This window comes from Pseudarthrobacter sp. SSS035 (genome assembly GCF_023273875.1).
In the GTDB taxonomy this organism is placed as follows: domain Bacteria; phylum Actinomycetota; class Actinomycetes; order Actinomycetales; family Micrococcaceae; genus Arthrobacter.
The window spans coordinates 3,475,989-3,502,002 of record NZ_CP096882.1 but is presented as its reverse complement, the minus strand read 5'-3'; the positions used below and the strand labels follow the sequence as shown (position 1 = coordinate 3,502,002).

Below are 26,014 nucleotides of genomic sequence, written 5' to 3'. Positions count from 1 at the left end.
GATCCAACATCCGGTGAGCCGTGGCAGTGACCCTGTTCATCCAGGAATCCAACACCCGGGCTGCCTTCTTGTAGAAAGCCACCATTGATAGTCACTTAAAAAGTACCGCCCGATTGCGGGTGTCACTAATCGGAGGCGTGCGAAACCCCCGTAAAATGCCGCCTTTGTGGTGCGAGTCACATGATTGTTACGGCGTCGTGGCCAGTCTGGCCACTGCGGCGTCAATCCGTTCATCCGTGCCCGTTAATGCGACACGCACAAACCGGTTGCCGGCTTCGCCGTAAAAGACGCCTGGCCCCACCACGATGCCCCGCTCAGCAAGCCGGGCCACGGTGTCCCAGGTGCCCTCTCCGGCGGTGGACCAAAGGTACAGTCCGGCGTCGGAATCCTTGATCTCCAGCCCGAAGCCCTGCAAAGCCGGCACCAGGCGCTCCCGGCGTCCGCGGTAGAGGTCCTTCTGGGCCTGGACGTGGGTGTCCTCGCCCAACGCAACCCGCATGGCTTCCTGCACGGGGTAGGGGACGATCATGCCGGCATGCTTGCGGCTGTTGACGAGGTTGGCCATGATGGCCGGGTCACCGGCCACAAACGCTGCGCGGTAACCTGCCACGTTGGACTGCTTGCTCAGCGAGTACACCGCCAGAAGGCCCTCGTGGGACCCGCCGGAAACGCGCGGATCCAGGATGCTGGGCACGGGCTCGCCGCCGCGCTGTGCGTCCCACGCGCCCCACCCGAGTTCGGCGTAGCACTCGTCCGAGGCCACTACGGCGCCCAGTTCGCGGGCCTGGGCCACAAGCGCTTTGAGGGACTCAACATCCCTGACGCTTCCTGTGGGGTTGCCCGGGGAGTTTACCCAGATCAGCCGCACGCGTGCGCGGGTGGCATTGTCCAACTCGTCGAGGTGGTCGGTAGCGACGGAGGTGACGCCGGCGAAAGTAGCCCCGATGTCATAGGTGGGGTAGGCAACTTTGGGGCGGACGACGACGTCGCCCGGTTTCAGCCCGAGCAGGAGCGGCAGCCACGCCACCAGCTCCTTGGAGCCGACGGTGGGCATGATGTTCTTAGGGTCCAGGCCGGGGACGCCGCGGCGCCGCTCGAACCACGCCGCAATGGCTTCCCGCAACGGAACGGTGCCGTGGACCGTGGGGTATCCCGGGGCGTCCGCGGCGGCCCTGAGGGCATCCTGGATCAAAGCGGGAGTGGGGTCGACAGGCGTGCCGATCGACAGGTTCACGGCCCCGCCAGCGTGCTCGGAGGCTTTGGCCAGGTACGGCGCCATGGCCTCCCACGGGTAGTCGGGCAGGCTCAGGCCAAAGCTGTTCACGGCTGCGGTCAACGCGGTGCCCGGCTCAGTGGTCTTGGTTCTGCAGCGGCAGGGCGGCGATCATCGGGTGATCCTTGCCCGTGTTGCCCACCTTGGCGGCGCCACCCGGCGAGCCCAGGTCATCGAAGAATTCGACGTTGGCCTTGTAGTAGTCGGCCCACTCCTCGGGGGTGTCATCCTCGTAGTAGATGGCCTCCACCGGGCACACCGGCTCGCAGGCACCACAGTCGACACACTCATCGGGGTGGATGTACAAGGAACGCTCACCCTCATAGATGCAGTCAACGGGGCATTCCTCGATACATGCCTTGTCCTTGACATCTACACACGGCTGCGCGATTACGTACGTCACGTCCCTTGCCTCTCCACGATATTTCCCGGCAGTGGCCGGCACTTGAATCCGGCACCGGCCGGACTATTGACTTCTGAGCCTATTATCTCCCAGCCCGTCCACGCGAACCTAGCCGGCCGCCTTAGTATGAACTGGTGAGTCCCGCCCAGCCTACGCCCCGAGAATTTCTGGCCACCGCCGCGCCCGGAACGCGGGTTGTAGTGCGTTACCGGATCGACGGCGGCCTGACGGACGCCCTGGGGCACCTGGTGGCCACTGACGACGGCGGCTGCACCGTCCGTACGCGGAAGGCCGACGTCGTGATTCCCCTGGACCTCGTGGTGGCTGCCAAGGAAGTGCCGCCGGCGCCCGAGCGGCGCCCAGCCCGCGTCCGCAACTGACGGTTTTCCTGACACAAAGAAACTGCCGGCACGACGGCGGTGTTCCCGCCTGCCGTACCGGCAGCTTCAGTGACCTGCTATTGAGGACTAGGCCTTGGCGCGTGCCCGGGTGGACTTGGCGCGTTCGCTGGCGTCCAGGATGAGCTTCCGGATACGGATGGACTCCGGGGTCACCTCGACGCACTCGTCTTCGCGGGCGAATTCCAAGGATTCTTCCAGAGTCAGGTTGCGCGGCGGCGTCATGTTCTCGAAGGTGTCCGAGGACGCTGCACGCATGTTGGTGAGCTGCTTTTCCCTGGTGATGTTCACGTCCATGTCATCGGCGCGTGAGTTCTCGCCAACGATCATGCCTTCGTAGACCTCGGAGGTGGGCTGCACGAAGAATGACATGCGTTCCTGGAGCTTGATCATCGCGAACGGGGTGACCACGCCAGAGCGGTCAGCCACGATCGAACCGTTGGTGCGGTACTCGATGGGGCCGGCCCACGGCTCGTAGCCCTCGGCGATGGAGGCTGCGATGCCGGCGCCGCGGGTGTCCGTGAGGAACTTGGTGCGGAACCCGATCAGGCCGCGGGCCGGAACGATGAACTCCATGCGGCACCAGCCGGTGCCGTGGTTGGCCATGTTGGTCATGCGGCCCTTGCGGGCAGCCATCAGCTGGGTGACGGCACCGAGGTACTCTTCCGGCACGTCGATGGTCATGTGCTCCATCGGCTCGTGGATCTTGCCGTCGACGGTCTTGGTGACAACCTGCGGCTTGCCGACAGTCAGTTCGAAGCCTTCACGTCGCATCTGCTCAACCAGGATGGCCAGCGCCAGCTCGCCACGGCCCTGGACTTCCCAGGCGTCGGGACGCTCGGTGGGGAGAACCTTGATGGAGACGTTACCGATCAGTTCCTTGTCCAGGCGGTCCTTGACCTGGCGGGCCGTGACCTTGGCGCCCTTGACCCGGCCGGCCAGCGGCGAGGTGTTGATGCCGATGGTCATGGAGATGGCGGGATCGTCAACGGTGATCAGCGGGAGCGGCTGCGGGTTGTCGACGTCGGTCAGGGTCTCACCAATGGTGATTTCCTCGATACCGGCAACGGCGACGATTTCGCCCGGACCTGCAGACTCGGTGGGAACACGGTCCAGTGCCTTGGTGGCCAGCAGTTCGGTGATCTTGACGTTCTTGAGCTCTCCGTTGGCGCGGGCCCAGGCAACGGTCTGGCCCTTGCGCAGGGTGCCGTTGTAGATGCGCAGCAACGCGAGGCGGCCCAGGAACGGGGAGGCGTCCAGGTTGGTGACGTGGGCCTGGAGGACACCGTTCGGGTTGTACGTCGGGGCCGGGATGTGCTCGATGATGGTCTTGAACAGCGGCTCAAGGTCTTCGTTGTCCGGAGCGGAGCCGTCGGCGGGCTGGTCCAGGGAGGCGCGGCCCACCCTCGCTGCTGCGTAGACAACCGGAACTTCAAGGATCTTGTCCAGGTCCAGGTCCGGAACTTCGTCGGCGAGGTCCGAGGCGAGGCCCAGGAGGAGGTCCATGGACTCGTGGACAACTTCCTCGATGCGGGCGTCGGGGCGGTCCGTCTTGTTGACGAGGAGGATAACCGGCAGGTGCGCGGCCAGGGCCTTGCGCAGCACAAAGCGGGTCTGGGGCAGCGGGCCCTCGGAAGCGTCCACGAGGAGTACAACGCCGTCCACCATGGACAGGCCGCGCTCTACTTCGCCGCCGAAGTCGGCGTGGCCGGGGGTGTCGATGACGTTGATGGTGATGGTTTCACCGTTGGAGGACGGTCCGTTGTAGGCCACGGTGGTGTTCTTGGCCAGGATGGTGATGCCCTTTTCGCGTTCCAGGTCACCGGAATCCATGACGCGGTCTTCGAGGTGGTTGTGTTCGGCAAAGGAGTTGGTCTGCTTGAGCATGGCGTCGACCAGAGTGGTCTTGCCGTGGTCAACGTGGGCCACGATCGCGACGTTGCGGAGGTCACTGCGCGATGCAGTGGCTACCGCGGTGTTGGTGGTGGTTTCAGACATGCGTGATTGCTCGATTCAGTGGTGAAGTCAGCTGTTGTTTCGCGACATTTCCAACCGGAACGCACGACGGATTAGCCCAATAACACAGGGCTCCTTCCCTCATTCTAAACGCTGAGCCTATTGTTGGCCTAAAAATCTCGGATCGGCCCAGTCCGGCCGGTGGATAATTCCGGCGCGCCGCGGCCCAAAGAGTGACCAAGCTCACTGGATTTTTGTGACTTGATGCACCATCATGGCTGTGATAACCACAGCAAGCCCGGAGAATCCCTGATGCGAAAAGCCTCGGCTCTGACCCGCTTTGTCGCCTCTGGAATCGCGGTAGCCGCGCTCCTGGGCGGCTGCGGACAGACCCCAGCAGCCACACCGGACTCCGGCGCGCCATCCCCGGCGCAGGCGGCCGCGGCCGGCGCTTACCAGGCCCGCGGTGGCGATCCGCTCGGCCTGCCTGCCGGTTCTGTGTACCGCAACCCGGCCAGCGGGCGTGACGAGGTGGTGGTGCCGGACATGCGGCACACTGCCCTCCTGATCGGCGATTCCCAATCCGAACCTACTGACGGGTGGCCACGCCTTGGCCTTGCCGCCGTTGGTTACAAGGTCCACTTCTGCGGGCTCGGAGGAACGGGATTCGTGGCATCAAACGGCAAGACGGGCAACTACATCGACGCCTTGCAGCGCGGCGACTGGAAGCTGCCGTACGGGACGCCCGCGCTGATCGTCATCCAGGGCGGCGGCAACGATGCCTCGCACGGCGCTACCGATGCCCAGATCGTGGCCAACGCCGACCGGCTGATCGGCGCACTCCGGGAACGCTACCCAGGCGCCAGGATGGCCATGATCGGCACCCTGGCCCGCGGCGCCAACTACGGTGGCGGGCGGAGGACGCAGGTAGACGCGCTGCTGGGCACGGTGTCCGCCAGGAACGGCATACCCTTTGTGGGCGTGGGCGACTGGCTGTCGAAGTACAACCTCGCGAAGAACCTGGCAGATGCCGTCCACATGGACGCCGCAGGCCGCAGGTCATTGGGCGGGCTGCTTGGATCCAGGCTCAGGCAGCTGGGGCTCGAAGGCCCACCGCTGGACGGAACAGCCCCGGTGGCAGCCACCCCAGCGGACTGAACAGACTTTTTAGCGGGCGGAACTCGCCCTGGGCGCGCTGAACAGGCCGTTAAAGGCAACAGAGCCGTTAAAAGGAATGGAGCCGGCGCCCTGAAGGCGCCGGCTCCATCCTCAGCCCGGGATACCGCGGTCTGATCAGGCCACTTCGGGCGGAAGCATCAGCTTCGCACCGGGAATGGCATTGAGCAGTGCTTTGGTGTACTCCTGCTGAGGGGACTCGAAGACATCGTCCGTGGAACCGGTCTCCACCAGCTTGCCCTTTTCCATCACACAGACGTGGTCGGCAATCTGCCGCACCACAGCCAGGTCATGGGTGATGAAGAGGTACGTCAGCCCGAGGTTGGCCTGCAGGTCCGCGAGCAGGTTCAGCACCTGCGCCTGGACCAGCACATCCAGGGCTGACACTGCTTCGTCACAGATGATCACTTCCGGATCCAGTGCCAGAGCACGGGCAATGGCAACGCGCTGGCGCTGGCCGCCGGAGAGCTCGTTCGGGAACCGCTGCATGCTTGATTGCGGCAGCGCCACATGGTCGAGCAGCTGGCGGACCTTCTTCTCCCGGCTCGCTTTGTCGCCGATCTTGTGGACGCGCAACGGCTCTTCGATGGTGCGGAAGATGTTGTACATCGGGTCCAGGGAACCGTACGGATCCTGGAAAATGGGCTGCACCCGCCGCCTGAACTTGAAAAGTTCAGGCGCCTTCAGCAACGACGTGTCGACGCCGTCGAAAAGGATCTTCCCATCGGTAGGCTTTTCGAGCTGAAGCACCATTTTTGCCACGGTGGACTTGCCCGAGCCGGACTCCCCCACGATAGCGGTGGTGGTACCCCTTTTGACGTCGAAGCTCACCCCGTCAACGGCCGCGAAGTCCGTCGTTTTTCCTAGCCCCTGGCGGAGCTTGTAGACCTTGCGCAGGTCCTGGATCTGCAGGACGTTGTCCGCGGCAGATGCCTCCGCAGCAGGAGCCAGCAGGTCTGACGGTTCGAGACCCTGCTCCTTGGCGACCTGGATCCTTCGGCTCGCCAGTGACGGCGCAGACTCAACCAGCCGCTTGGTATACGGATGCTGCGGGTTCTGGAGCAAAGCCAGCGAAGGACCTGCCTCCACCACCTGGCCCCGGTACATCACCACAACTTTGTCCGCCCGTTCTGCGGCCAGCCCCAGGTCATGGGTGATCAGCAGGACTGCTGTGCCCAGGTCCGTGGTCATGGAGTCCAGATGATCCAGGATCTGCCGCTGGACGGTGACGTCCAGTGCCGACGTCGGCTCATCCGCGATCAGGAGGCGCGGCTGGCAGGACAGCCCGATGGCAATGAGGGCGCGCTGGCGCATACCCCCGGAGAACTCATGCGGATACTGCTTGGCGCGCCGGTGGGCATCCGGCAGTCCCGCCTCGGACAGCACTTGGGCGATATCATCCGGTCCACTGGGCCGGCCGTTGGCGCGAAGGGTTTCCTTGACCTGGTAGCCGATTTTCCAGACCGGGTTCAGGTTGGACATCGGGTCCTGCGGGACCATGCCGATCGTATTGCCCCGCAGTTCGATCATCCGCTGCTCCGTGGCGTGGGCAATGTCCTCGCCGTCGAGCAGGATCTGCCCGGCGGAAACGCGGCCGTTGTTGGGCAGCAGGCCGATGGCAGCGAGTGCCGTCGTCGACTTGCCCGAGCCCGACTCCCCCACGATAGCCACTGTTTCGCCCGGCATGATGGTCAGGTGCGCGTTGCGGACGGCCTGGACTTCACCGCTGCCGGTGGTGAACGTGATGGCCAGGTCTCGGATTTCCAGCAGCGGTTTCACTCCCGCATGCCCGGCCTCATCGATGTGGATTTCTGGAGTGGTCATCTCTTTCTCTCTCATCGCTGGCGGCTCTTCGGATCGAGGGCGTCACGTACCGCGTCGCCGAGCATGATAAAGCTCAGAACGGTAATGGACAGCGCCGCCGCCGGATAGAGCATGATTTCCGGCCTGGTTCGAATGGAAGCCTGTGCACCCGCGATGTCGTTGCCCCAGGACATGATGCTCTGCGGCAGGCCGATGCCCAGGAAGGACAGGGTGGCTTCCGCGACGATGAAGACGCCCAGTTCCAGGGTGGCCAGGACGATAATCGGGGCCAGGGCGTTAGGGAGGACGTGGCGGACCAGCGCGCCAAACTTTGAAACGCCCAATGAGCGGGCGGCCGTCACAAAGTCGGCATTGCGCACTTCAATGACCGCGCCGCGCGTGATGCGTGCCATCTGCGGCCAAGCCAGCAGCGAAATGACAAACACAACACTCCAAACGCCCTTGTTTTCACGGAAAAAGGGCAACTGGGTGATCACCAGTGCACCAAGAATCAGGGGCAGGGCAAAGAAGATGTCGCCGAGGCGGGCAAGCACCGCATCGATCCAACCGCCGTAGTAGCCGGCAAGGGCTCCAACGGTCACACCGATAACCAGGACGCAGAGCACGGAGAGCAGGCCCACTGAAAGCGAAGCCTGGGTTCCGTGGACGACGCGGGAATAGATGTCGCAGCCCTGGAAGGTGAACCCGAAGGGATGCCCGTCCGTGGGGCCGCCTTCCGAGTTGGCCAGTACGCAGCCGTCGTTCGGAGCGACGGACGAAAAAAGGCCCGGGAACAGCGCCACCACGGCAAGTGCCAGGATGAGAAGCGCCGAAATAATGAACAGCGGACGACGGCGGAGCTTGCGCCAGGCATCGGCCCACAGGCTCAGCGGAGCTTGGTCTGTCCTGACGGTGTCGGTTGCCAGCAACGGAGTTTCGTCGATGGGCGCCACAAAGTGGCTGTTATTACTGGTCATAACGGATCCTCGGGTCAAGCCAGGCATACAGGAGATCAACGAGCAGGTTGGCCACCACGAAGACCAGCACCAGGACGCTGACGATGGAGACGATCGTGGGGCCTTCGCTGCGCAATACGGCCTGGTAGAGCTTGTTGCCGACGCCGGGGACGTTGAAGATGCCCTCGGTCACGATGGCACCGCCCATCAGACCGCCAAGGTTTGCGCCCAGGTACGTCACCACCGGGATCAACGAGTTGCGCAGGATGTGTGCGATGACCACGCGCGGCCGCGACAGGCCTTTGGCGGTGGCAGTTCGAACGTAGTCGGCGTTCATGTTTTCACTGACAGAGGCGCGGGTCAGGCGAAGAACATAGGCGAACGACACCAGGCCGAGGACCACTGCAGGAAGCAGCAGGCTGCCCCAGTCGGCGTTGGCGCCGACCGTGGGTTTCGCCCACCCGAGTTGTACGCCAAAGACGAGTTGAAAAACAAAACCCAGAACAAATGTGGGGACCGCGATGACGACCAGCGAGACCACCAGGATGGTGGAGTCAAACCAGCCGCCGCGGCGGAGGCCGGCGAAGACGCCGAAGGCAACGCCGAAGATTGCCTGGATGGCCAGTGCTTCAACGGCGAGCATTGCCGTCACGGGGAAGACCCGTGCCAGGCTGGCCGCGATGGGCTGGCCGGTGAAGTCGTTGCCGAGGTTGAACGTGAAGAGGTTCTGCAGGAAGAGCCAGTACTGGACCCAGAAAGGTTCGTCCAGGTGGTACTGGCTGCGCAGGGTATCGATGACCGCTTGCGGGGGCTGACGGTCTCCGAAGAGCGCCGCAATGGGATCGCCGGGAAGGGCGAAGACCATGTAGTAAACCAAAAGCGTGGTGCCTATGAAGACGGGGATCACTTGGAGGAGTCGTCTCAGAATAAAGCGGACCACCGGATCACCAGCCTTCCGGATGCGAAGAGAGGTGTTTCATTTGTGCCTTCCTGCCGTGCAGGACAATGGGGGCCCGGCGTTGTGCCGGACCCCCATTCGCCTGGCGGCAAGTTAGATCCTGGAGACTACTTGGCCGTGATGTTGTAGTAGAGGATTCCGCCATTCCAGCCGGTTTCGGCCTTCACAACGTTTTCGCTCCATACGATCGGCTTTGCCTGGTCCCAGAGCGGCAGTCCGGGCAGGTCCTCGAAGAGGATCTCCTGGGCCTGGTTGAACTTGTCGTTCGCCGCATCGGTGGTCTTGGCGGCAAGTCCTTCTTGGAGCAGTTTGTCGAACTCGGGGTTCGAGTACTTCTCGTAGTTGGAGGATGCGCCCGTTGCCCAGACCGGTCCGAGGAAGTTGTAGAGCGACGGGTAGTCGCCCTGCCAGCCGGCGCGGCTCAGGCCCGGGAGGGACTGGGACTTGCGCAGGTTCAGTACTTCAGCGAACTTGGCGAAGGGCTGGATTTCGGCCTGGATGCCGAGGTTGTTCTTGAAGCCGTTGGCTACGGCGTCGATCCATTCCTTGTTGCCACCATCGGTGTTGGAGGCAATCTGCAGGGGCTTGGAGGCGTCGTACGGCTGGATCTTGTCAGCCTGGGCCCACAGGTCCTTGGCCTTGGCAGCGTCGAACTTGAGGACCTCACTGCCCTTGAGGTCTGCCTTGAAGCCGTCGATGACCGGCGGGGCGAAGGCCTTGGCCGGGGTGCGGGTTCCGTTGAAGACTACCTTGGCGATCTCTTCGCGGTTGATGGCGTAGGACAGAGCCTGGCGGCGCAGCTTGCCGGCTTCACCCTGGAAGTTCGGGTTGTAACCCGGGATGTTCAGGGTGGAGTCGGTGGCCACGGCCTTGGTGGCGTTGCGGTCCTGGAAGTCCGTGACGTAGGTCTTCAGTGCGTTGGACGGCAGTACATCGGTGACGTCCAGGTTGTTGCCCTGAAGATCCGTGTATGCGGGGCCCGGATCGGTGTAGAACTTGAAGGTCACGCCGCCGTTCTTCGACTCGCGGGGACCGCTGTAGTCGGCGTTCTTGACGAGGGAGATCGACTGGTCGTGTACCCAGGATCCGGTCTTTTCGAACTTGTACGGACCGTTGCCTACGGGGTTTTCGCCGAAGGTCTTCGGATCCGCCAACGCTGCGGACGGCAGCGGGAAGAATGCCGAGTAGCCAAGGCGGAGCGACCAGTCAGCTTCCGGCTGCGCCAGCTTCACCGTAAGCGTCGAATCGTCTTTGGCCGTCAGCCCTGACATCGTTTCGGCGGTGGGCGCCGGCGTGGTGGTCGTCTTGCCATCAGCCGCTTTTTCGGTGGTCACGGCCGAGACATCTGCATAGCCATCGATGGACTCGAAGAAGAATCCGTTGTTCTGCAGGTTCTTGGAGTTCGCGGCGAAGTTCCAGGAATCAACGAACGTCTTGGCGGTGATCGCTTCGCCGTTCGTGAACTTCTGGCCCTGCTTGATCTTGATCGTCCAGTTCTGGGCGTCAGGCGACTCAATGGACTCTGCAAGCGAGTTGACCGGCTTGCCGTCGGCGTCGTAGCTGCGAAGGCCTTCGAACAGCAGCTCGACAACGCGACCGCCGTAAACTTCGTTCGTATTTGCCGGCAGCAAGGGGTTCTGTGGTTCGTTGCTGTACGCGGTGATCACCTTGTTGGGATCGCCGGCCGACTGGCTGGCACCATCATTGCTGCCGCCTCCGGCGCCGCAGCCGGTCAGGGCAAGGGCAGCGATCGCCACCATGCCGAGTGCTTTGGAAGTGCGCGTGAAACGCATTCCGCCTCCTATGAGTTGTGGGAGATATTCAGGGGAAATCTTTTGCTCCCCGGCAGGCCGGTCACAGGTTCTCACTGTGACGTGGCCTACATATACGAGTAGCCTAACCGCACAAAGTCCAAATACTGGTACTCCGTTGTCAAACCGTAACCAGTTAACCGCCAATAACTAGCCGGTGCCTGGAAGTTGCGCAAGTCACATGCTACTCGTTGGTAGGGGATGCTGCGAATCGAGGACGGGGGCGGGCTCCCACAACGGCGGCAAGCCCCCGGGAGGGCCTATTTCAGGCGCCACTCCCACACATTCCACCAGACGCCCAACGGGCCTGAGCTGGGCTTGATACCCGTCACGCGGCTGCTGAAAGCCACGGTTCCAGTGGTCTGGTACAGCGGCAGGCCGTAGGCGCTGTCCCACACGCGTTTGTCGATGTCAGCCAACAGTTCGTCCTGCTTTGCAAGGTCCGTAGTGCCGGACAGTTGCTCCATGGCTTTGTCCGCGTCGCCGTCGGAGAATCGGCTGAAGTTGCTGCCGCCACCGGTTTTGAAGATCTGCGGGACGCGGCTGACGCCGACCCCGGGTCCGATGGAGCCGAGGATGGCGGCGTCGTAGCTGCCGCCGCCGAGCGCTTTCGCCCAGTCCGAGCTGCCGAGGCCCGCGTCTTCGACGGTGAATCCGGCGAGGCGGGCGGAGTCGCGGATCAGGGAAAAGGCCCGCACACGGTTGGGGTTGTCCTTGTTGTACAGGATGCGGACCCTCGGAGCAGCATCCCGCAATTGCGACTTCGCGCCTTGGATGTCCACGTCGGAGTATTCGGCCGAACCGTTGTTCTTCACGGTGTCCGGATACTTCGGATGGGGTGGCAGGAAGACGTGTGAGTCCAGGGGTTTCGCGTCGGCGACGAATCCGCCCACCACGTCATCCACGATCTCCTGCCGCGGAACAGTCTTCAGGAACGCCTCCCGGACATCCTTGCTGGCGAACGGTCCCGAAAAGTTGAGATCGAGGTGGTCGTAGCCGGACTGGCTGAAGCGCTGGACCGTGTTGCCCTGCTCCACCAGTCCGTCGAAGAGGCTTTCGGTACCGGCAGAGGGTTGCGGGGCGATGATGTCGGCCTGGCCGTTCCTGAGCGCGGCAATGGCGGTTGAGGCGGCACCGGTGAACCGCACGGTGATGTCATCGAGGTAGGGCTCCGGTCCCCAGACATAGTCCCTGTTCCTGACCAGCCGGATCGAGGCGTCCGGAACGATGTCCCGGACGATGTAGGGGCCGCTGGAAAGGTACATGGCCGGGTCATCAGGAAGCGTTTTGGTGTCGAAGCCTGAGTTCCAGAAGTCGCTGACCCGCTTCAGCGGGGCGTTGACCGCTGGCTGTTCGGTGTCGCCGCGGGGCGAGTCCCTGATCAGATCAACAAGATCGCCTTCGTCATTGAGGCCGCTTTTGGCGGCGACAACATGGGCGGGGAGCCCGACGTCGAACGCTACTTCCCAATCAGCGTACGGCGCGGCGTATTCCAAGGTGATGGAACGCCCGTCACTGCCGATCTCCGGGAGTGTGGTGGCCGCCAGGCCGCTCTTGTCAGCTGCGGCCGAAAAGTAGGTAGTGCCGGTCCCCGACTGGGGTTCAGCGTCGTCGAAGTAGCCCGAGCCGGCGGCCCAGGACAGGAGGAGGTCGCCGGCGTCGATGGCTTCACCGTCGGACCATTTCACACCCTCATTGACGGTGTACTTCACCTTCAGCGGCTTGTCGGAGATTTTCTCGATCCGGCCGAATTTCTCGTTCCGGACTACCTGTTCGGTGTCATCCACGTAGTAGAACCCGGAGTGGGTGATGTGGCCGATCTTGGTGTTGATGTCCGTGTTTCCGTCGGCGCTGAACGGGTTGAAGGACGTGAAGGCGTTCACCTCGGCCACGGTGGCGCTGCCGCCGCGGGTCGTCTCACCGACCACCACCGGCGGCGCACCCCCGGAAGCGGAGCACCCCGAGGTAACCAGCGCCGCAACGATGGCCCCGGTGATGACCTGAATCAGACGCCTCAGGGGCATGCCGTCTCCTTTGCCTGTCCGGAATCAGACGTTGAATGTCCGTGTTTTCCTTGAATTCTAGCGGTTCAGGGCGTCGGCCAATGTCGGCCTATCATGAGCATCAGCCGCACACCGATCCTTGAAGGAAACCTATGCCCGACTCCTCGCGACCGTTACGCAAGCTTGGATTCCTCACGATTGGCCTGTTCGATTCGGCGGATCCGGCCGCGGGTCACGAATCGACGTTGCAGGTTTTCGAACTTGGCGAACGGCTTGGATTCGACAGCGCCTGGCTGCGCGTCATCCGATCATGTAGACCATGCCGCGTCCCTCGGCAGCGAGGTTCGCCGTAAAGGTTCGCGCCTGCCGAAGGTAGCTAACGACATAGTCGAACTCACCCTCAAAGTCCCGATTGAAGCAATGCGATTCCCGCAGCCGCAACTCCACGTCCTCGTCGGAGACATCTACCAGGTCCCTTGCGACAGCCAAAACCTCCAGTGGGGTCAGTGTCCGCACCCAAGGCTCCCAACCCATATCGTTCATGACCACTGCGCCCTCGAACATCCGATAGGCACCACGGGCGATCAGGCCTGGTTCCGCTGGTGCAGTGAGGCACTGCAAATGCCGCCATGCTTTGTCGAGGTACAGCATGTCCCGCTTAGGCACCGCTTGCTCGAACGTCGGGGTGCTGATCGTGGCGCCATGTTCGAATCCCCATGCATCGGCGAGCGGATCATCGGAGAGAAAGCTGAGAGGATCGGCAAGCGCTTGATCGGTCAGGTTGCCGTCGAATGCGTACGCGTAGTATCTGATTCCCATTCGCCAAGCATCGCCGGACTACGGGCTGCATGTAACCGCCACATTCGGGTATGTGGATAACCATGTGGTTCCTTGGCAGCAAAGGCCGGCTCTCTCCTGGTGGCATGTTTTATGGCCACCAAAACGACTAACGCGATCGGCAGCACTATGTACCAGTACCCCACCGTCAGTGCCAACACGAGAATCGCGCCCAGGCTGTGCCAAGGCGCGATTCTCGTAGATGGGGCTAGACGTTGAAGCGGAACTCCACTACATCGCCGTCAGCCATCACGTACTCTTTGCCTTCAATGCGTACCTTGCCACGGGACTTGGCTTCCGCCATGGAACCGGCCTCGATGAGGTCATGGAAGGAAACCACTTCAGCCTTGATGAAGCCACGCTGGAAGTCGCTGTGGATGACGCCTGCTGCCTGCGGCGCGGTGTCGCCCCGGTGGATGGTCCAGGCGCGTGTTTCCTTCGGACCGGCCGTGAGGTAGGTCTGGAGGCCCAGGGTGTGGAAGCCGACGCGTGCCAGCTGGTCGAGGCCGGACTCGTCCTGTCCGTTCATTTCCAGCATTTCGCGCGCTTCTTCCTCGTCCAGCTCCACGAGGTCGGATTCGAGCTTCGCGTCCAGGAAGATGGCGTCCGCCGGGGCCACCATGGCCCGCAGTTCGTCCTGCTTCTCCGGGCTGCCCAGGATGCCTTCGTCGGAGTTGAAGACGTAGATGAACGGCTTCGCGGTCAGGAGGCTGAGCTCCTTGAGGTGCTCCATCTCCAGCTTGTCGCTCTTGATCGAGGAGAAGACGGTGTCCCCGCGTTCCAGGACCGCCTGCGCAGCCTTGATGGCTGCCAGTTCGGCGGCTTCCCGCTTCTTGATCTTGACTTCTTTTTCGATCCGGGGAATGGCATTTTCGATGGTCTGAAGGTCAGCCAGGATCAGCTCGGTATTGATGGTTTCCATGTCCGAGCGGGGATCCACTTTGCCGTCGACGTGGATGACGTCGGGATCATCAAACACCCGGACGACCTGGGCGATGGCCTCGGCCTCACGGATGTTGGCAAGGAACTTGTTGCCCAGGCCTTCGCCCTCCGAGGCACCCTTCACGATGCCGGCGATGTCCACGAAGGACACCGGAGCGGGCAGCAGGCGCTGCGAGCCAAAGATGTCAGCGAGCTGCTGGAGCCGGGGATCCGGCAAGTTCACGACGCCGACATTGGGTTCGATGGTAGCGAACGGATAGTTCGCAGCCAGCACCTGGTTCCGGGTCAGTGCGTTGAAAAGAGTTGATTTGCCGACGTTGGGCAGTCCGACGATGCCAATAGTAAGAGCCACGAGCATTGATTCTACCGGTTGCCGGACACATGGGCCCCAGGCGGTCCCCCGCAGTGTCGGCACATGGTGGAACGCCTGGCCGAATATGTCGGTTCCGTAAATTGTCACAGGGGCATGCCACAGTGAGGATATGGATGCTTTAGCCCTGATTCTTGCCCTGTTGATGCTGCTGGTGGGAGCCGTCGCCGGCGCCGCCGCCACCTACTTTTCCCTCCGCCGGCACAGTCGTGCCCTGGAGGACGACTTCGACGCCGTCTCGTCGCGGCTTTCCGAGGTCAGCGCCCAGTTCGCCGCCGCGGACGCGGAGCGCCGCCTGCTCTCGATGCAGAACCGGGAACTCGGCGAGTCCCGCAACCAGGACGGGAGCGTCCTCCGGGCACTCGCCCCCGTGGCGGAAAAGCTGACCGCGGTGCAGCAGCAGGTGGCACTGCTGGAACGCGACCGCCTGGAGCAGTACGGCCAGCTGGCGCAACAACTTCAGGAAGCCAGGCTTTCCGATGCCCAGCTGATCCGGTCCACGCACGCCCTCGAGTCAGCGTTGCGCTCCAACAGTGCTCGTGGACAGTGGGGCGAAGTTCAACTGCGCCGCGTGGTTGAGGCATCGGGCATGCTCAAGCATGTGGATTTCCTGGAGCAGGTCCACAGCGCCGGGGCCGATTCAGCGGTCCGTCCCGACCTCGTGGTCCAGCTGCCGGGCCAGAAGCAGCTGGTGGTGGACGCCAAGGTGCCGTTGTCCTCCTACCTGGAGGCCCAGGAGCTGGGTGCGCGTCAGGAAACGGGTACAACCGGGAATCCCGGCGGCCAGCAATCCCTGCTGGCCGCCCACGCCAAGGCGCTGCGGGCCCACGTGGACTCGCTCAGCAACAAGAAGTACTGGGACATCCCCGGGAACTCCCCCGAGCTGGTGATCTGCTTCCTGCCGGCAGAATCCATCCTGGCCGCCGCCCTGACCGCCGATGCGACGCTGTTGGACCACGCGCTTTCCAGGAATGTGGTTCTTGCCTCGCCGAGTACGCTGCTCGCAGTGCTCAAATCGGTGGCTTTCACGTGGCGCCAGGACGTGCTGACGGACAGTGCGCGGGAACTGTTCGACCTCGCCCGCCAGCTGTACGAACGCATGGGAACGCTCGGCGAAAACGTGGGCAAGCTGGGTTCGTCCCTGAAGTCCTCGGTGGACCGGTACAACGCCCTGATCGGCACCCTGGAAGCGCGGATCCTGCCTACCGCACGGAAGCTCAATGCCATGGATGAATCCGGGCTGCTCACTCCGCCGGCACTCGATGTCACGCCGCGTTCGCTGGCGGCCCCGGAGTTTCAGCAGGACGAAGCGGCCGCCTGACGTTGCCTGAGACTGGTCAGTCGCGGGAGCGGCGGCCGCCGAGCGCCCGGCTGACGTCTCCGGCTTCCTTCAGGGTTGCGCGGAGTTCCTTAGGCAACGAGAAAAGCAGGTCTTCTTCGGCCGTGACAACTTCTTCCACGGAGCCATAGCCGTAGTCGGCCAGCAGTCGCAGGACGTCCGTGACGAGGATCTCCGGCACAGAAGCCCCTGATGTGACTCCGACTGTTGCCACGCCTTCAAACCACGCCTCGTCCACTTCGTTGGCGAAGTCCACACGGTAGGAGGCCTTGGCACCGTACTCCAGCGCGACTTCCACCAGGCGGACCGAGTTCGAGGAGTTGGCCGATCCCACGACAATGACAAGGTCAGCCTGGGGGGAGATCTTCTTGATGGCCACCTGACGGTTGGTGGTGGCGTAGCAGATGTCGTCGCTGGGCGGATCCTGCAGGGTGGGGAACCGATCCTTCAGCAGGCGGACCGTTTCCATGGTCTCGTCCACGCTGAGGGTGGTCTGGGACAGCCAGATGACCTTTTCCGGATCCCTGACGGTTACCTTGTCCACTTCATGGGGACCGTTAATGATCTGGATGTGTTCCGGCGCTTCGCCGGCGGTGCCCTCAACTTCTTCGTGACCGTCGTGGCCGATCAGCAGGATGTCGAAGTCGTCCTTGGCGAACCTCACGGCTTCCTTATGAACCTTTGTCACCAACGGGCAGGTGGCGTCAATGGTGCGCAGCCCGCGGTCTTCGGCTGACTGGACGACGGCCGGGGATACCCCGTGGGCGGAAAAGATCACCAGGGCGCCCTCTGGGACCTCGTCCGTCTCGTCGACGAAGATGGCCCCCTGGGCCTCCAGCGAGCTCACCACGTGGACGTTGTGCACGATCTGCTTCCGGACGTAAACCGGCGGACCGTAGTGTTCCAAGGCCTTCTCGACGGCGATCACGGCTCGGTCCACACCGGCGCAATAGCCGCGGGGCGCAGCCAGGAGCACCTTTTTGGGACCGGTCACCGGAGCCGCGGCGGCTACCTCCTCGGGCGAGCGCCGCCTGCGCGGGACAGTTGGCATCGAGAGGGACACAGCTGAGGAAGTCATCCCTCCATGCTACCGGGTGGGGGCCCGCCGCCCCGGCGAAGCGATCCGGATCACAACGGCGGCAGCGACCAGCACAGCGCCGGTTATCGCGGCACCACCGATCCAGGATTGGAAGCTGTTGGAAGCGGCCGCCACAAACGCATCCTTGAACATGTCCGCAAGCCCGTTGCCGCTCGCCGTCGCCGCCACGGCATCCTTGGCAAGCTGTGAGCCGGCGGACCACAGGCCAGCCAGCGCCAGCGCCGCAAGTCCCACAGCGAACACGACCGACCAGCGGCGGCGGGCGGAAACCAGAGCCAGCGCAAAGGCGATTCCCGCTCCAATGGCAAGGGAGTACCCGAGCGGCGCGTAGGCGGACACCCTCTCGACCATTTGGCGTTGCCCAGGCTCTCCAACGTTGACCAGCGTCTGCTCCGGCGCAGTCAGCGGGAGCCCGGTGGTACGCGCGAGCTCCTCCGTCGCCAGCGCCACCAGGGGTGCCACGTCCAAGGTGAGCGACGACGGGGAGTCAGGTTCGGCAGGAACTGACGCGGGTGCGGCGAAGCTAAGCCGGTGGCTCTTCCGCAGCGTCTCCTCCCAGGCCGCCGGGTAGCCGGGCAAGGCTGTGAGGGAACCGGCAGCCGCCTCAAGCACCGGCGTGACCAGACCTGCCAGGGCGTCCGGGATGGCCCCTGTATCGATGGTGCCCACAGCGGCCGCGGCGAGCCGCTGCTGGAATTCTGTGTCCTGCCCCAGGGGAGCGGCCAGGGCCACAAAGCCATCCTCCTGAACCACGTTACGGTCAAGCCAGATGGCTGGTACGGCCAGGGCGGACAGCAAAACGCCCACGACGACGGCGATGGCTGAAACGAAGGTGCGCAAAACGGGTCCTCACGGGTTGGCGGCAGCACAGCCATCATAGGGCTGGTGTCTGGACAAAGAATGTCAGTCTCGGGTGATACAGCTTATGGATAAGGTTGAATGGCAACCGCCAGCTCACCGGCGGCCGCCATCCAAGCACGAACCGCTACCAGCCGAACAAAGGACCACCATGCCGCCACCCACAGTTTCCCGGGGCGGCGGACATGTCTGAACAGGCTGCGCTGCCGGGCACAGCTGCCACCACGTTGCCTGCCACGGCCGCCGAGACCAGCCCGGACAATCCATGGCCGCTGCAGTTGCTGTCCCAGAAACTCAAGGCCCATATCGATCGCACCCCGTCCGCATGGGTCGAAGGCCAGGTCATCGAAATGAACCGCCGCGGGGGTAACGCGTACCTCACCCTCCGGGACGTGGACGCCGAAGTTTCCCTGCCGGCGTCGGTCTGGACCAAGGTTCTGGACCGGCAGAACATGCCCCTGGAGCGTGGCTCCCGCGTGGTGGCCTTGCTCAAGCCGGAGTTCTGGCTGAAGACCGGGCGGCTCAACATGCAGGTTCGGGACATCAGGCCTGTAGGGCTTGGCGACCTGCTGGCGCGGATCGAACGGTTGCGCCAGGCCCTCTCCGCCGAGGGGCTGTTTGCCGATTCACGGAAGAAACCACTGCCGCTGCTCCCGCACCGTATCGGCCTGATTACCGGACGGGACTCCGACGCCAAAAAAGACGTCGTCCAAAACGCGGCACTGCGCTGGCCCGCAGTTGAATTCGAGATCCGGGAAGTGGCGGTCCAGGGCAACACCGCGGTCTCGCAAATAATCCGCGCCCTGCAGGAACTGGACAGCCGCCCCGACGTGGACGTCATTGTCATCGCCCGGGGCGGCGGAGCCTTGGAGGACCTGCTGCCTTTCAACAGCGAGGAACTGATCCGTGCTGTCGCGGCCACGGCCACCCCGGTGGTCAGCGCCATCGGACATGAGGCGGACCGTCCCCTTCTCGACGACGTGGCGGACCTGCGCGCGTCGACGCCCACTGATGCGGCCAAGCGGATCGTGCCTGACGTTGCCGAGGAACTGGCGGGCGTGCGCCAGGCACGGGAGCACCTGCGCAGGAGCATCGGCAGGCTCGTGGACAGGGAATCGGACCGGTTGTCCGCACTCCATTCCCGGCCTGTTCTGGCCACCCCGGAAGCCATGGTCACCGGACGAGCGGAGGAAATCGAACGCCTCCTGCGGAGATCATCGGCCGCTGTCAGTTCAACGGTGGTACGGGCAGCTGACCAGCTGGTTCACCTGCAGGCCCAGGTCCGTGCCCTGTCACCGCAAAAGACGCTGGACCGCGGCTATGCCGTGGTCGAACTGGCCAACGGCCGGCCGGCCCGCGCCACTGAAGCTGCCGGCCACGCTGTGGTCCGAGACCCGTCGGAGGCGCCGCCGGGAACTGCGTTGTCCGTACGCGTGGCCCATGGCCTGTTCGGCGCCACTTCCACTGGGGAACTTCAACAAGGAGAAGCACATGCCCGAAACAAAGCCTGACCCGGAAATCCAAGCACTGAGCTATGAGGAAGCCCGCGAACAACTGGTGCAGGTGGTGGGGAAGCTTGAGGCGGGCGGCGCCAGCCTCGAGGAATCCCTGGCACTTTGGGAACGCGGCGAAGCCCTGGCAAAGCGCTGCGAAGAGTGGCTGGAGGGCGCCCGCAAGCGGCTCGCTGCCGCCCGCGACCAGCCGCTCTGACCAGTCACTGACCAGTCACTGACCAAAGGCTCCCATGTAAGTAGCAGCACATGTCGTATTGAATGCTCAAAGCGACATTGACTGCTACCCAGTTGGTGAACAGAGGCGCAGACCGGCCCCGCCGGGCGGCAGCCTAGGACCTTTCGACGAGCTCGCGTTCCACACCGAGGTCGAACTCCGCCTTTGGCCATTCCAGCTTCATGTCAGACAGAGCGCCCAGCACCAACTGCTGCACCGCAATCCTGGCGTACCATTTTTTGTTGGCCGGAACCACATGCCAGGGTGCCGCGTCCGTGTTGGTCTCGTCGAAGGCAGCCTGGTAGGCGCCCATGTAGTCGCCCCAGAACGCCCGTTCCTTGAGGTCACTGCTGCTGTATTTCCAGTGCTTGGCGGGGTTGTCCAACCTGGCCAGCAGCCGTGCCTTCTGTTCATCTCTGCTGATGTTGAGCATCACTTTGATGATTTTGGTTCCGGCATCGGTCTGGCGCGCCTCGAACTCGTTGATGGCCCGGTAGCGGCGCTCGAGTTCGTCGGGCGTCGCCCAGTTGTGGACTCTGTGGATCAGGACGTCCTCATAGTGGGAGCGGTCGAAGATCCCCACCATGCCCGCTCCGGGCACCACCTTCTCGATCCGCCAGAGGAAGTCATAGGACTTCTCCTCCTCGGTGGGTGCCTTGAAAGCCTTGAACTGGACGCCCTGCGGATCCATGGTGGCCATGACATGGTTGACGATTCCGCCCTTGCCCGCGGTGTCCATGGCCTGCAGGATCAGCAGAAGCCGTTTTCTCCCGCCAAAGCGCGACTCCGCGAAGAGCCTCTCCTGCAGCCGAGCCAGTTTCCCGTCGAGGTCCGCCAACAGGGCCTGGCCGTCGGCCTTGTTGCCGCTGTAGCCGGGGGTGGAATCCGGGTCGACATCCACCAGGGCGAAGCCATCCCCTACCTTCAGCGTTTGGGACGGGTGCTGCTTGAACTCAACCAAGCCGGCCATGGCATTCCTTTGTCCGCAGTTACCGCGCCGAAAGGCGCGTCACCACAGGCTAGTTCCCCTGGTACCGGCTAAGGAAGTCCCCCATGCGTCCGATCGCTTCTTCAATGTCCTTGACGTTCGGCAGCGTGACCATGCGGAAGTGGTCGGGCCGGACCCAGTTGAACGCCCGGCCGTGGGACACCAGGATCTTCTGCTCCTTCAGCAGGTCCAGGACAAACTTCTCGTCATCCCGGATATGGAAGACCTCCGGATCCAGGCGCGGGAACAGGTACAGCGCGCCACGGGCCTGCTGCGTGCTCACACCAGGGATGGCGTTGAGCATGTCGTAGGCCTTGTTCCGCTGTTCCAGCAGCCTGCCGCCGGGGAGGATGAGGTCGTTGATGCTCTGGTAGCCGCCGAGCGCGGTCTGGATGGCGTGCTGGGCGGGCACGTTGGCACAGAGGCGCATGTTGGCCAGGAGGCTGATGCCCTCCAGATAATCGGAGGCATCCTTCTTGGGGCCGGAGATGGCCATCCAGCCTGCACGGTAGCCGCAGACGCGGTAGGCCTTGGACAGCCCACTGAACGTGAGGCAAAGGACGTCGTCGCCCGTCAGCGCGGCCATATTGATGTGCACGGCGTCCTCGTACAGGATCTTTTCGTAGATTTCATCGGCGAAAAGGATCAGGCCGTGCTTCTCGGCCAGCGCAACGATCTTCTTCAGCGTCTCTTCCGGATAGACCGCGCCCGTGGGGTTGTTGGGGTTGATCACCACGATGCCCTTGGTGCGCGGCGTGATCTTGGCTTCAAGATCCTCAAGGTCCGGCTGCCACCCTGATTCCTCATCGCAGAGGTAGTGCACGGGCTTCCCGCTCGCCAGGGCAACGGAAGCGGTCCACAGCGGGTAGTCAGGTGTGGGGATCAGCACCTCGTCGCCGTCGTTGAGGAGCGCCATGAGGGACATGGTGATCAGTTCGCTAACGCCGTTGCCCAGGTAGATATCGTCCACATGGATGTTCTGGATGCCGCGGGTCTGGTAGTACTGGGAAACCGCGGTCCGGGCCGAGAAGATGCCCCGGGAGTCGCTGTAACCCTGGGCATGGGGCAGATGGCGGATCATGTCCACCAGGATCGCGTCCGGGGCTTCAAATCCAAACGGCGCAGGGTTTCCGATGTTCAGTTTGAGGATCCGGTGACCCTCCGCCTCCATCTGCTGGGCGGCCTGAAGAATCGGTCCACGGATGTCGTAAAGGACGTTGTGAAGCTTGGTGGACTGCTTGAATTCTGCCATCCATCAAATATGCCATATGACGGATGTTCTTCCGTTGAGACCTCAGACACAGACGTGTAGAGAGCGGACGACGGCGGCTGCCGACCCGTGTGGGTCCGGCAGCCGCCGTCGTGATTGCGTTGTGGAGTCAGGTGTTACTTGACGATGCCCTTGTCCTTGAGCCAGGTGGCGGCGGCGTCTTTGGCATTTTGCTTCTGGCTGCCGCTGACTGCGCGATTGAGGTTGACCAGGTCATCAGTGGTCAGGATCTTCGATACGGCGTTCAGCGCGTCCTTGGCCTTGTCGGTCATCTTTGCCTTGTTGTAGAGCGGCAGGACCTGCTGGGCCTTGAAGTTGTTCTTGGGATCCTCCAGCACCACCAGGTCGTTGTCCGCGATGGACGGTGTGGTGGTGTAGATGTCAGCCACCTGGACGTCGTCGGTCAGCAGTGCCTGCAGGGTCAGGTTGCCGCCGCCGTCGCTGAAGGGCTTCAGTGACTTGAGTTCGCAGCCGTAGTTTGCTTTGAGTCCGGGCAGGCCATAGGCACGGGTTTCGAACGTGGCCGGCGCCGCCATGGTCAGGTCCTTGCAGACCTTGGCGAGGTCCTCAATGGACTTCAGCTGGTACTTCTCCTGGGTGGCCTTGGTGACCACCATGGCGTCCTTGGACTCGGCCTTGGATGCTTCCAGGACTGCCAGTCCTTCGGGGAGCTTCCCCGGCAGGGCCTTGTAGATGTCGTCGGCCGAGACCTCGGCAGCTTCAGGATCCACGTGCGAGAGCAGGTTGCCGGAATAATCCGGGACAAGGTCAACCGAGCCGTCCTGGACCGCTTTGAAGTAGATTTCGCGGGCACCGATGTTCGGCTTGGTGGTTGCGGTGACCCCTGCCGCAGTCAGCGCGCCGGCATAGATCTCAGCGACGATCTGGCTCTCCGGGAAGTCAGCCGAGCCGACCACCAAGGAGCCGCCGCCGGCGCTTCCGGCGCTGGTGCTGGGGGTCTTCAACGGATCACTTCCGCCGCAGGCCGTCAGCGCGACGGCCAGGCCGACGCCGGCAGCCATGCCAGCCAGTCCCCGGCGGGTAAGGGTTGTCCTGGTGTTGTCTTTCATGGGGTACCTCCTTGAAGAGCAGCTGGCGCAGGCGCGGCAGCTGGGAGATCAGCGGCGGCCTTTTGGCCACCGTGCAGATCGGTTTTGAGGCCGGGCGAAAGAAGGGCTCTTTGCACCGCGGCCAGGATGAGGTCAACAGCGATGGCCAGGCCTGCAATCAGCAAGGAGCCGGCAAGCATCCGCGGGAAGTCCTGCAGCGCCAGGCCATCAAATAGGTAGCGGCCCAGACCGCCCAAAGGCAGGTACGCAACCACGGAAACCGTGGCGATGACCTGCAGCACGGCGGTTCGGACGCCGCCGAACATAACCTGCAGTCCGTTGGGCAGCTCAACCTTGAACAGGATCTGAAGTTCGGTCATACCCATGGCCCGGGCCGCATCCACCACGGACCTGTCCACACTCGAAATACCCGCGTACGTACCGGCAAGGAGCGGCGGCACGGTCAGGATGACCAGTGCCCACACCGGCGGCATCAGGCTGCTGCCCGCCAGGAGGGCGAAGAGGACCAGCAGGCCCAGTGTGGGCAGAGCCCGCAGCGCACCTGCCACCGCGACGGCCACCACGCGCCCTCGGCCCGTGTGCCCGATGTAGAGCCCTGCCGGAACAGCGATGGCAGCGGCAATGACGAGGACCAGCCCGCTGTACTGGAGGTGCTCCAGGAGCCGGACGGGGATGCCGGAACTGCCGGTCCAGTGCAGGGGATCGGCAATCCAGGCGAGGGTGTCTGTAAAGACGTTGCTCATCAGCCGGCTCCCGCATGGACCTGGTATTCGGACATGAACCCTGCCCCCGGCTCGTTTTCAGTCTTTGCTGAGGCGCCCGAGGCGCGGGTCCACGGCGTCAGCAGCCTTTCCAGGACGACCAGTACAGCATCCATCAACAGCGCGAGCACCAGGATGGCGATGATTCCCACCACCACTTCCGTAACGAAGTTCCGTTGCAGTCCGTCCGTAAACAGCATGCCCAGGTTCCCCACCCCCAGGAGTGCCGCGACGCTCACCAGGGAGATGTTGCTGACGGAGACCACCCGCAGCCCGGCGAACATCACCGGAAGGGAGAGCGGCAAGTCGATCTGGACAAAGCGGAGCCATGGCTTGTACCCCATGGCGATCGCAGCCTGCCGGAGATCCTCCTCCACGGAGTCAAAGGCATCCAGGGCGGCCCGGACCAGCAGCGCCACCGCATAGATGGTCAGGGCCACAATGACGTTGAGGGGGTCCAGGATCCGGGTTCCGAGAATCGAGGGCAGGATGATGAACAGCGCCAGCGACGGGACGGTGTACAGCAATGAACTGGCGGTCACCACCACCGACCGAAGCGCCGGGTGGGTCCGCGCCAACTGCGCCAGCGGAATGGAAATAACCAGCCCCAGGACCATCGGGATGAGGGCCAGGACCAGGTGCTGGCCTGCCAGTCCCATGACCATGCCGCTGTTTGCCAGGAACCACTCCATCAGAGCGCAGCCTGCCGTTCCTGGCGGGCTTCCTCAATGACACCGAGGACTTCCTGTGCCCTGACGGTCCCCAGGACCTTGCCGTCGCCGTCCACCACCACACCTTGGCCGGACGGGGACGAAAGGGCCGAGTCCAGCGCCCGCCGAAGCGTCTCGCCGGGGCGGAAGAGTGACCCGCCGGGAATGAGCTCTGAGTCCGTCCCCGGCCTCGCCCAGCCCAAGGGGCGCAGGTCCGGATCCACCACGAGCTGCCAGTCGGTCACCGCAGCGGGATCGCCGGCGAACTGGCCGGCACTCATCACGAGCGTGGGCACCGGGTGGATGGTCACGGCGTCGGACGTGGTGAACCCGAGGTGGCGGAAGCCACGGTCCCGCCCCACGAAGGACGCCACAAAATCATTGGCCGGTGCCCTGAGGATTTCCTCAGGGGTGGCGTACTGGGCCAGCCGGCCGCCTACGGCGAAAACGGCCACCTTGTCGCCGAGAATGGTTGCCTCGTCGATATCGTGGGTGACGAAAACGATGGTTTTTGCGAGGTCCTTCTGCAGCCTCAGGAGTTCCTGCTGCAGTTCGTCACGCACCACGGGGTCAACGGCGCTGAACGGTTCGTCCATCAGCAGGACTGGCGGATCGGCGGCGAGCGCCCGGGCCACACCGACGCGCTGCTGCTGGCCGCCCGAGAGCTGGGAGGGGTACCGTTTCCCGAGCGCGGAAGCCAGCCCGACGACGTCGAGCAGTTCCATGGCGCGCTTGCGAGCCTCAGCCTTGGAAACGCCGTTGAGCCGGGGCACGGTGGCGATGTTGTCCAGCACGGAACGGTGCGGCATCAGACCGGAGGACTGCATGACGTAGCCCATGGACCGTCTCAGCTCCGCCGCAGGAACCGAGGTCACGTCCCGCCCGTCCACGGTGATCACGCCGGAGGTCGGTTCCACCATGCGGTTGATCATCCGCAGCGAGGTGGTCTTGCCGCAGCCGGACGGCCCTACAAAAACGGTGATGGAGCCCCTGTCGATGGACATGGTGAGCTGGTCCACAGCGGGCTGTCCGCCCTGATACTGCTTGGTGACGCTCTGGAACTCGATCATGGCTTGGTCCATTCCCGGACTTACCTGTTCTGTTGGACGGCATCGGACAGTTTTGGGTCATAAGCTCACTGATATTTACGGTAACGCAATCCGTTCACAGCGTAACCGGATCCGGAGGCAATCCGGGCAAGAGAATCCCTACTGTAACCATTCGTTGAACAGCCGCCCGCGGATGGGTCCTTCGATCACAAGGTGCCCGTGCTGCGCTTACGCCCGGCTCTGCCGGCGCCTAGAG

Annotated in this window: 23 protein-coding genes and 1 pseudogene; 6 read left to right on the top strand and 18 right to left on the bottom strand. The window is 63.5% G+C overall.

Annotation, left to right across the window (positions count from 1 at the left end):
- Positions 1-187: 187 nt before the first annotated feature.
- Both dapC and fdxA read right to left on the bottom strand, forming a co-directional pair.
- A complete protein-coding gene (gene dapC / locus MUN23_RS16205; RefSeq protein WP_256468632.1) occupies positions 188-1,336 on the bottom strand; it encodes a succinyldiaminopimelate transaminase in 1,149 nt (382 codons plus the stop codon).
- 13 nt (positions 1,337-1,349) lie between these two features.
- On the bottom strand, positions 1,350-1,676 hold the full coding sequence (gene fdxA / locus MUN23_RS16200) for a ferredoxin (protein WP_056344030.1): 327 nt from the start codon (positions 1,674-1,676) through the stop codon (positions 1,350-1,352).
- 134 nt (positions 1,677-1,810) lie between these two features.
- On the opposite strand from fdxA, the gene MUN23_RS16195 reads away from it, so the two are divergent.
- On the top strand, positions 1,811-2,056 hold the full coding sequence (locus tag MUN23_RS16195) for a hypothetical protein (RefSeq protein WP_248759736.1): 246 nt from the start codon (positions 1,811-1,813) through the stop codon (positions 2,054-2,056).
- An 87-nt stretch (positions 2,057-2,143) separates the two neighbouring features.
- On the opposite strand, the gene typA is transcribed toward MUN23_RS16195, so the two are convergent.
- Positions 2,144-4,072 carry a translational GTPase TypA gene (gene typA, locus MUN23_RS16190; protein WP_248759734.1) on the bottom strand — a complete coding sequence of 643 codons (1,929 nt, stop codon included), beginning with the start codon at positions 4,070-4,072 and terminating at the stop codon, positions 2,144-2,146.
- A gap of 270 nt (positions 4,073-4,342) precedes the next feature.
- On the opposite strand from typA, the gene MUN23_RS16185 reads away from it, so the two are divergent.
- Positions 4,343-5,188, top strand: a complete 846-nt coding sequence (locus MUN23_RS16185; protein WP_248759732.1) for an SGNH/GDSL hydrolase family protein — start codon at positions 4,343-4,345, stop codon at positions 5,186-5,188.
- Between the two features lie 135 nt (positions 5,189-5,323).
- On the opposite strand, the gene MUN23_RS16180 is transcribed toward MUN23_RS16185, so the two are convergent.
- From MUN23_RS16180 to MUN23_RS16160, 5 genes are all read right to left on the bottom strand, one after another.
- Complete coding sequence (locus MUN23_RS16180) at positions 5,324-7,030, bottom strand: ABC transporter ATP-binding protein (protein ID WP_248759730.1); 1,707 nt, start codon at positions 7,028-7,030, stop codon at positions 5,324-5,326.
- 11 nt (positions 7,031-7,041) lie between these two features.
- Entirely contained in the window at positions 7,042-7,986 is a 945-nt protein-coding gene (locus MUN23_RS16175) for an ABC transporter permease (RefSeq protein ID WP_248759728.1), read from the bottom strand.
- Entirely contained in the window at positions 7,976-8,905 is a 930-nt protein-coding gene (locus tag MUN23_RS16170) for an ABC transporter permease (RefSeq protein ID WP_248759726.1), read from the bottom strand. Before MUN23_RS16170 ends, MUN23_RS16175 begins: the two co-directional genes overlap by 11 nt.
- Positions 8,906-9,030: 125 nt before the next feature.
- The gene (locus MUN23_RS16165; RefSeq protein WP_248759724.1) at positions 9,031-10,716 is read right to left on the bottom strand and encodes an ABC transporter substrate-binding protein; all 1,686 of its coding nucleotides are present in this window, start codon (positions 10,714-10,716) and stop codon (positions 9,031-9,033) included.
- Between the two features lie 278 nt (positions 10,717-10,994).
- Positions 10,995-12,758, bottom strand: a complete 1,764-nt coding sequence (locus MUN23_RS16160; RefSeq protein ID WP_248759722.1) for an ABC transporter family substrate-binding protein — start codon at positions 12,756-12,758, stop codon at positions 10,995-10,997.
- A 131-nt stretch (positions 12,759-12,889) separates the two neighbouring features.
- On the opposite strand from MUN23_RS16160, the pseudogene MUN23_RS16155 reads away from it, so the two are divergent.
- A pseudogene (locus MUN23_RS16155) lies at positions 12,890-13,036 on the top strand (LLM class flavin-dependent oxidoreductase); the annotation flags it as partial.
- A gap of 1 nt (position 13,037) precedes the next feature.
- Here MUN23_RS16155 and MUN23_RS16150 read toward each other — a convergent pair.
- Positions 13,038-13,556: a DUF1877 family protein gene (locus tag MUN23_RS16150; protein ID WP_248759720.1), complete on the bottom strand. Its 519-nt coding sequence runs from the start codon at positions 13,554-13,556 to the stop codon at positions 13,038-13,040.
- A 226-nt stretch (positions 13,557-13,782) separates the two neighbouring features.
- Positions 13,783-14,868 carry a redox-regulated ATPase YchF gene (gene ychF, locus MUN23_RS16145; RefSeq protein WP_248759718.1) on the bottom strand — a complete coding sequence of 362 codons (1,086 nt, stop codon included), beginning with the start codon at positions 14,866-14,868 and terminating at the stop codon, positions 13,783-13,785.
- 130 nt (positions 14,869-14,998) lie between these two features.
- Here ychF and MUN23_RS16140 point away from each other — a divergent pair, with 130 nt between their 5' ends.
- On the top strand, positions 14,999-16,207 hold the full coding sequence (locus MUN23_RS16140) for a DNA recombination protein RmuC (RefSeq protein WP_248759716.1): 1,209 nt from the start codon (positions 14,999-15,001) through the stop codon (positions 16,205-16,207).
- A gap of 16 nt (positions 16,208-16,223) precedes the next feature.
- On the opposite strand, the gene MUN23_RS16135 is transcribed toward MUN23_RS16140, so the two are convergent.
- Both MUN23_RS16135 and MUN23_RS16130 read right to left on the bottom strand, forming a co-directional pair.
- A complete protein-coding gene (locus MUN23_RS16135) occupies positions 16,224-17,303 on the bottom strand; it encodes a 4-hydroxy-3-methylbut-2-enyl diphosphate reductase (protein ID WP_248759714.1) in 1,080 nt (359 codons plus the stop codon).
- A gap of 9 nt (positions 17,304-17,312) precedes the next feature.
- Entirely contained in the window at positions 17,313-18,164 is an 852-nt protein-coding gene (locus tag MUN23_RS16130; RefSeq protein WP_248759712.1) for a hypothetical protein, read from the bottom strand.
- Between the two features lie 203 nt (positions 18,165-18,367).
- Here MUN23_RS16130 and xseA point away from each other — a divergent pair, with 203 nt between their 5' ends.
- Positions 18,368-19,693: an exodeoxyribonuclease VII large subunit gene (xseA, locus tag MUN23_RS16125; RefSeq protein WP_248759711.1), complete on the top strand. Its 1,326-nt coding sequence runs from the start codon at positions 18,368-18,370 to the stop codon at positions 19,691-19,693.
- On the top strand, positions 19,674-19,892 hold the full coding sequence (locus MUN23_RS16120) for an exodeoxyribonuclease VII small subunit (protein WP_058931826.1): 219 nt from the start codon (positions 19,674-19,676) through the stop codon (positions 19,890-19,892). Before xseA ends, MUN23_RS16120 begins: the two co-directional genes overlap by 20 nt.
- Before the next feature lie 133 nt (positions 19,893-20,025).
- Here MUN23_RS16120 and MUN23_RS16115 read toward each other — a convergent pair whose 3' ends face one another.
- From MUN23_RS16115 to MUN23_RS16090, 6 genes are all read right to left on the bottom strand, one after another.
- Complete coding sequence (locus MUN23_RS16115) at positions 20,026-20,880, bottom strand: polyphosphate kinase 2 family protein (RefSeq protein ID WP_248759710.1); 855 nt, start codon at positions 20,878-20,880, stop codon at positions 20,026-20,028.
- A 49-nt stretch (positions 20,881-20,929) separates the two neighbouring features.
- A complete protein-coding gene (locus tag MUN23_RS16110) occupies positions 20,930-22,150 on the bottom strand; it encodes a pyridoxal phosphate-dependent aminotransferase (RefSeq protein ID WP_058931824.1) in 1,221 nt (406 codons plus the stop codon).
- A 134-nt stretch (positions 22,151-22,284) separates the two neighbouring features.
- A complete protein-coding gene (locus MUN23_RS16105) occupies positions 22,285-23,238 on the bottom strand; it encodes an ABC transporter substrate-binding protein (RefSeq protein ID WP_248759709.1) in 954 nt (317 codons plus the stop codon).
- Positions 23,235-23,981, bottom strand: coding sequence for an ABC transporter permease (locus MUN23_RS16100; RefSeq protein WP_248759708.1), 747 nt, complete (start codon positions 23,979-23,981; stop codon positions 23,235-23,237). The genes MUN23_RS16105 and MUN23_RS16100 overlap by 4 nt, the downstream gene beginning before the upstream one ends.
- Positions 23,981-24,691, bottom strand: coding sequence for an ABC transporter permease (locus MUN23_RS16095; RefSeq protein ID WP_248759707.1), 711 nt, complete (start codon positions 24,689-24,691; stop codon positions 23,981-23,983). Before MUN23_RS16095 ends, MUN23_RS16100 begins: the two co-directional genes overlap by 1 nt.
- Positions 24,691-25,791 (bottom strand): ABC transporter ATP-binding protein, encoded by a 1,101-nt coding sequence (locus MUN23_RS16090; RefSeq protein ID WP_305886567.1) that lies wholly within the window; start codon positions 25,789-25,791, stop codon positions 24,691-24,693. Before MUN23_RS16090 ends, MUN23_RS16095 begins: the two co-directional genes overlap by 1 nt.
- Positions 25,792-26,014: the final 223 nt, after the last annotated feature.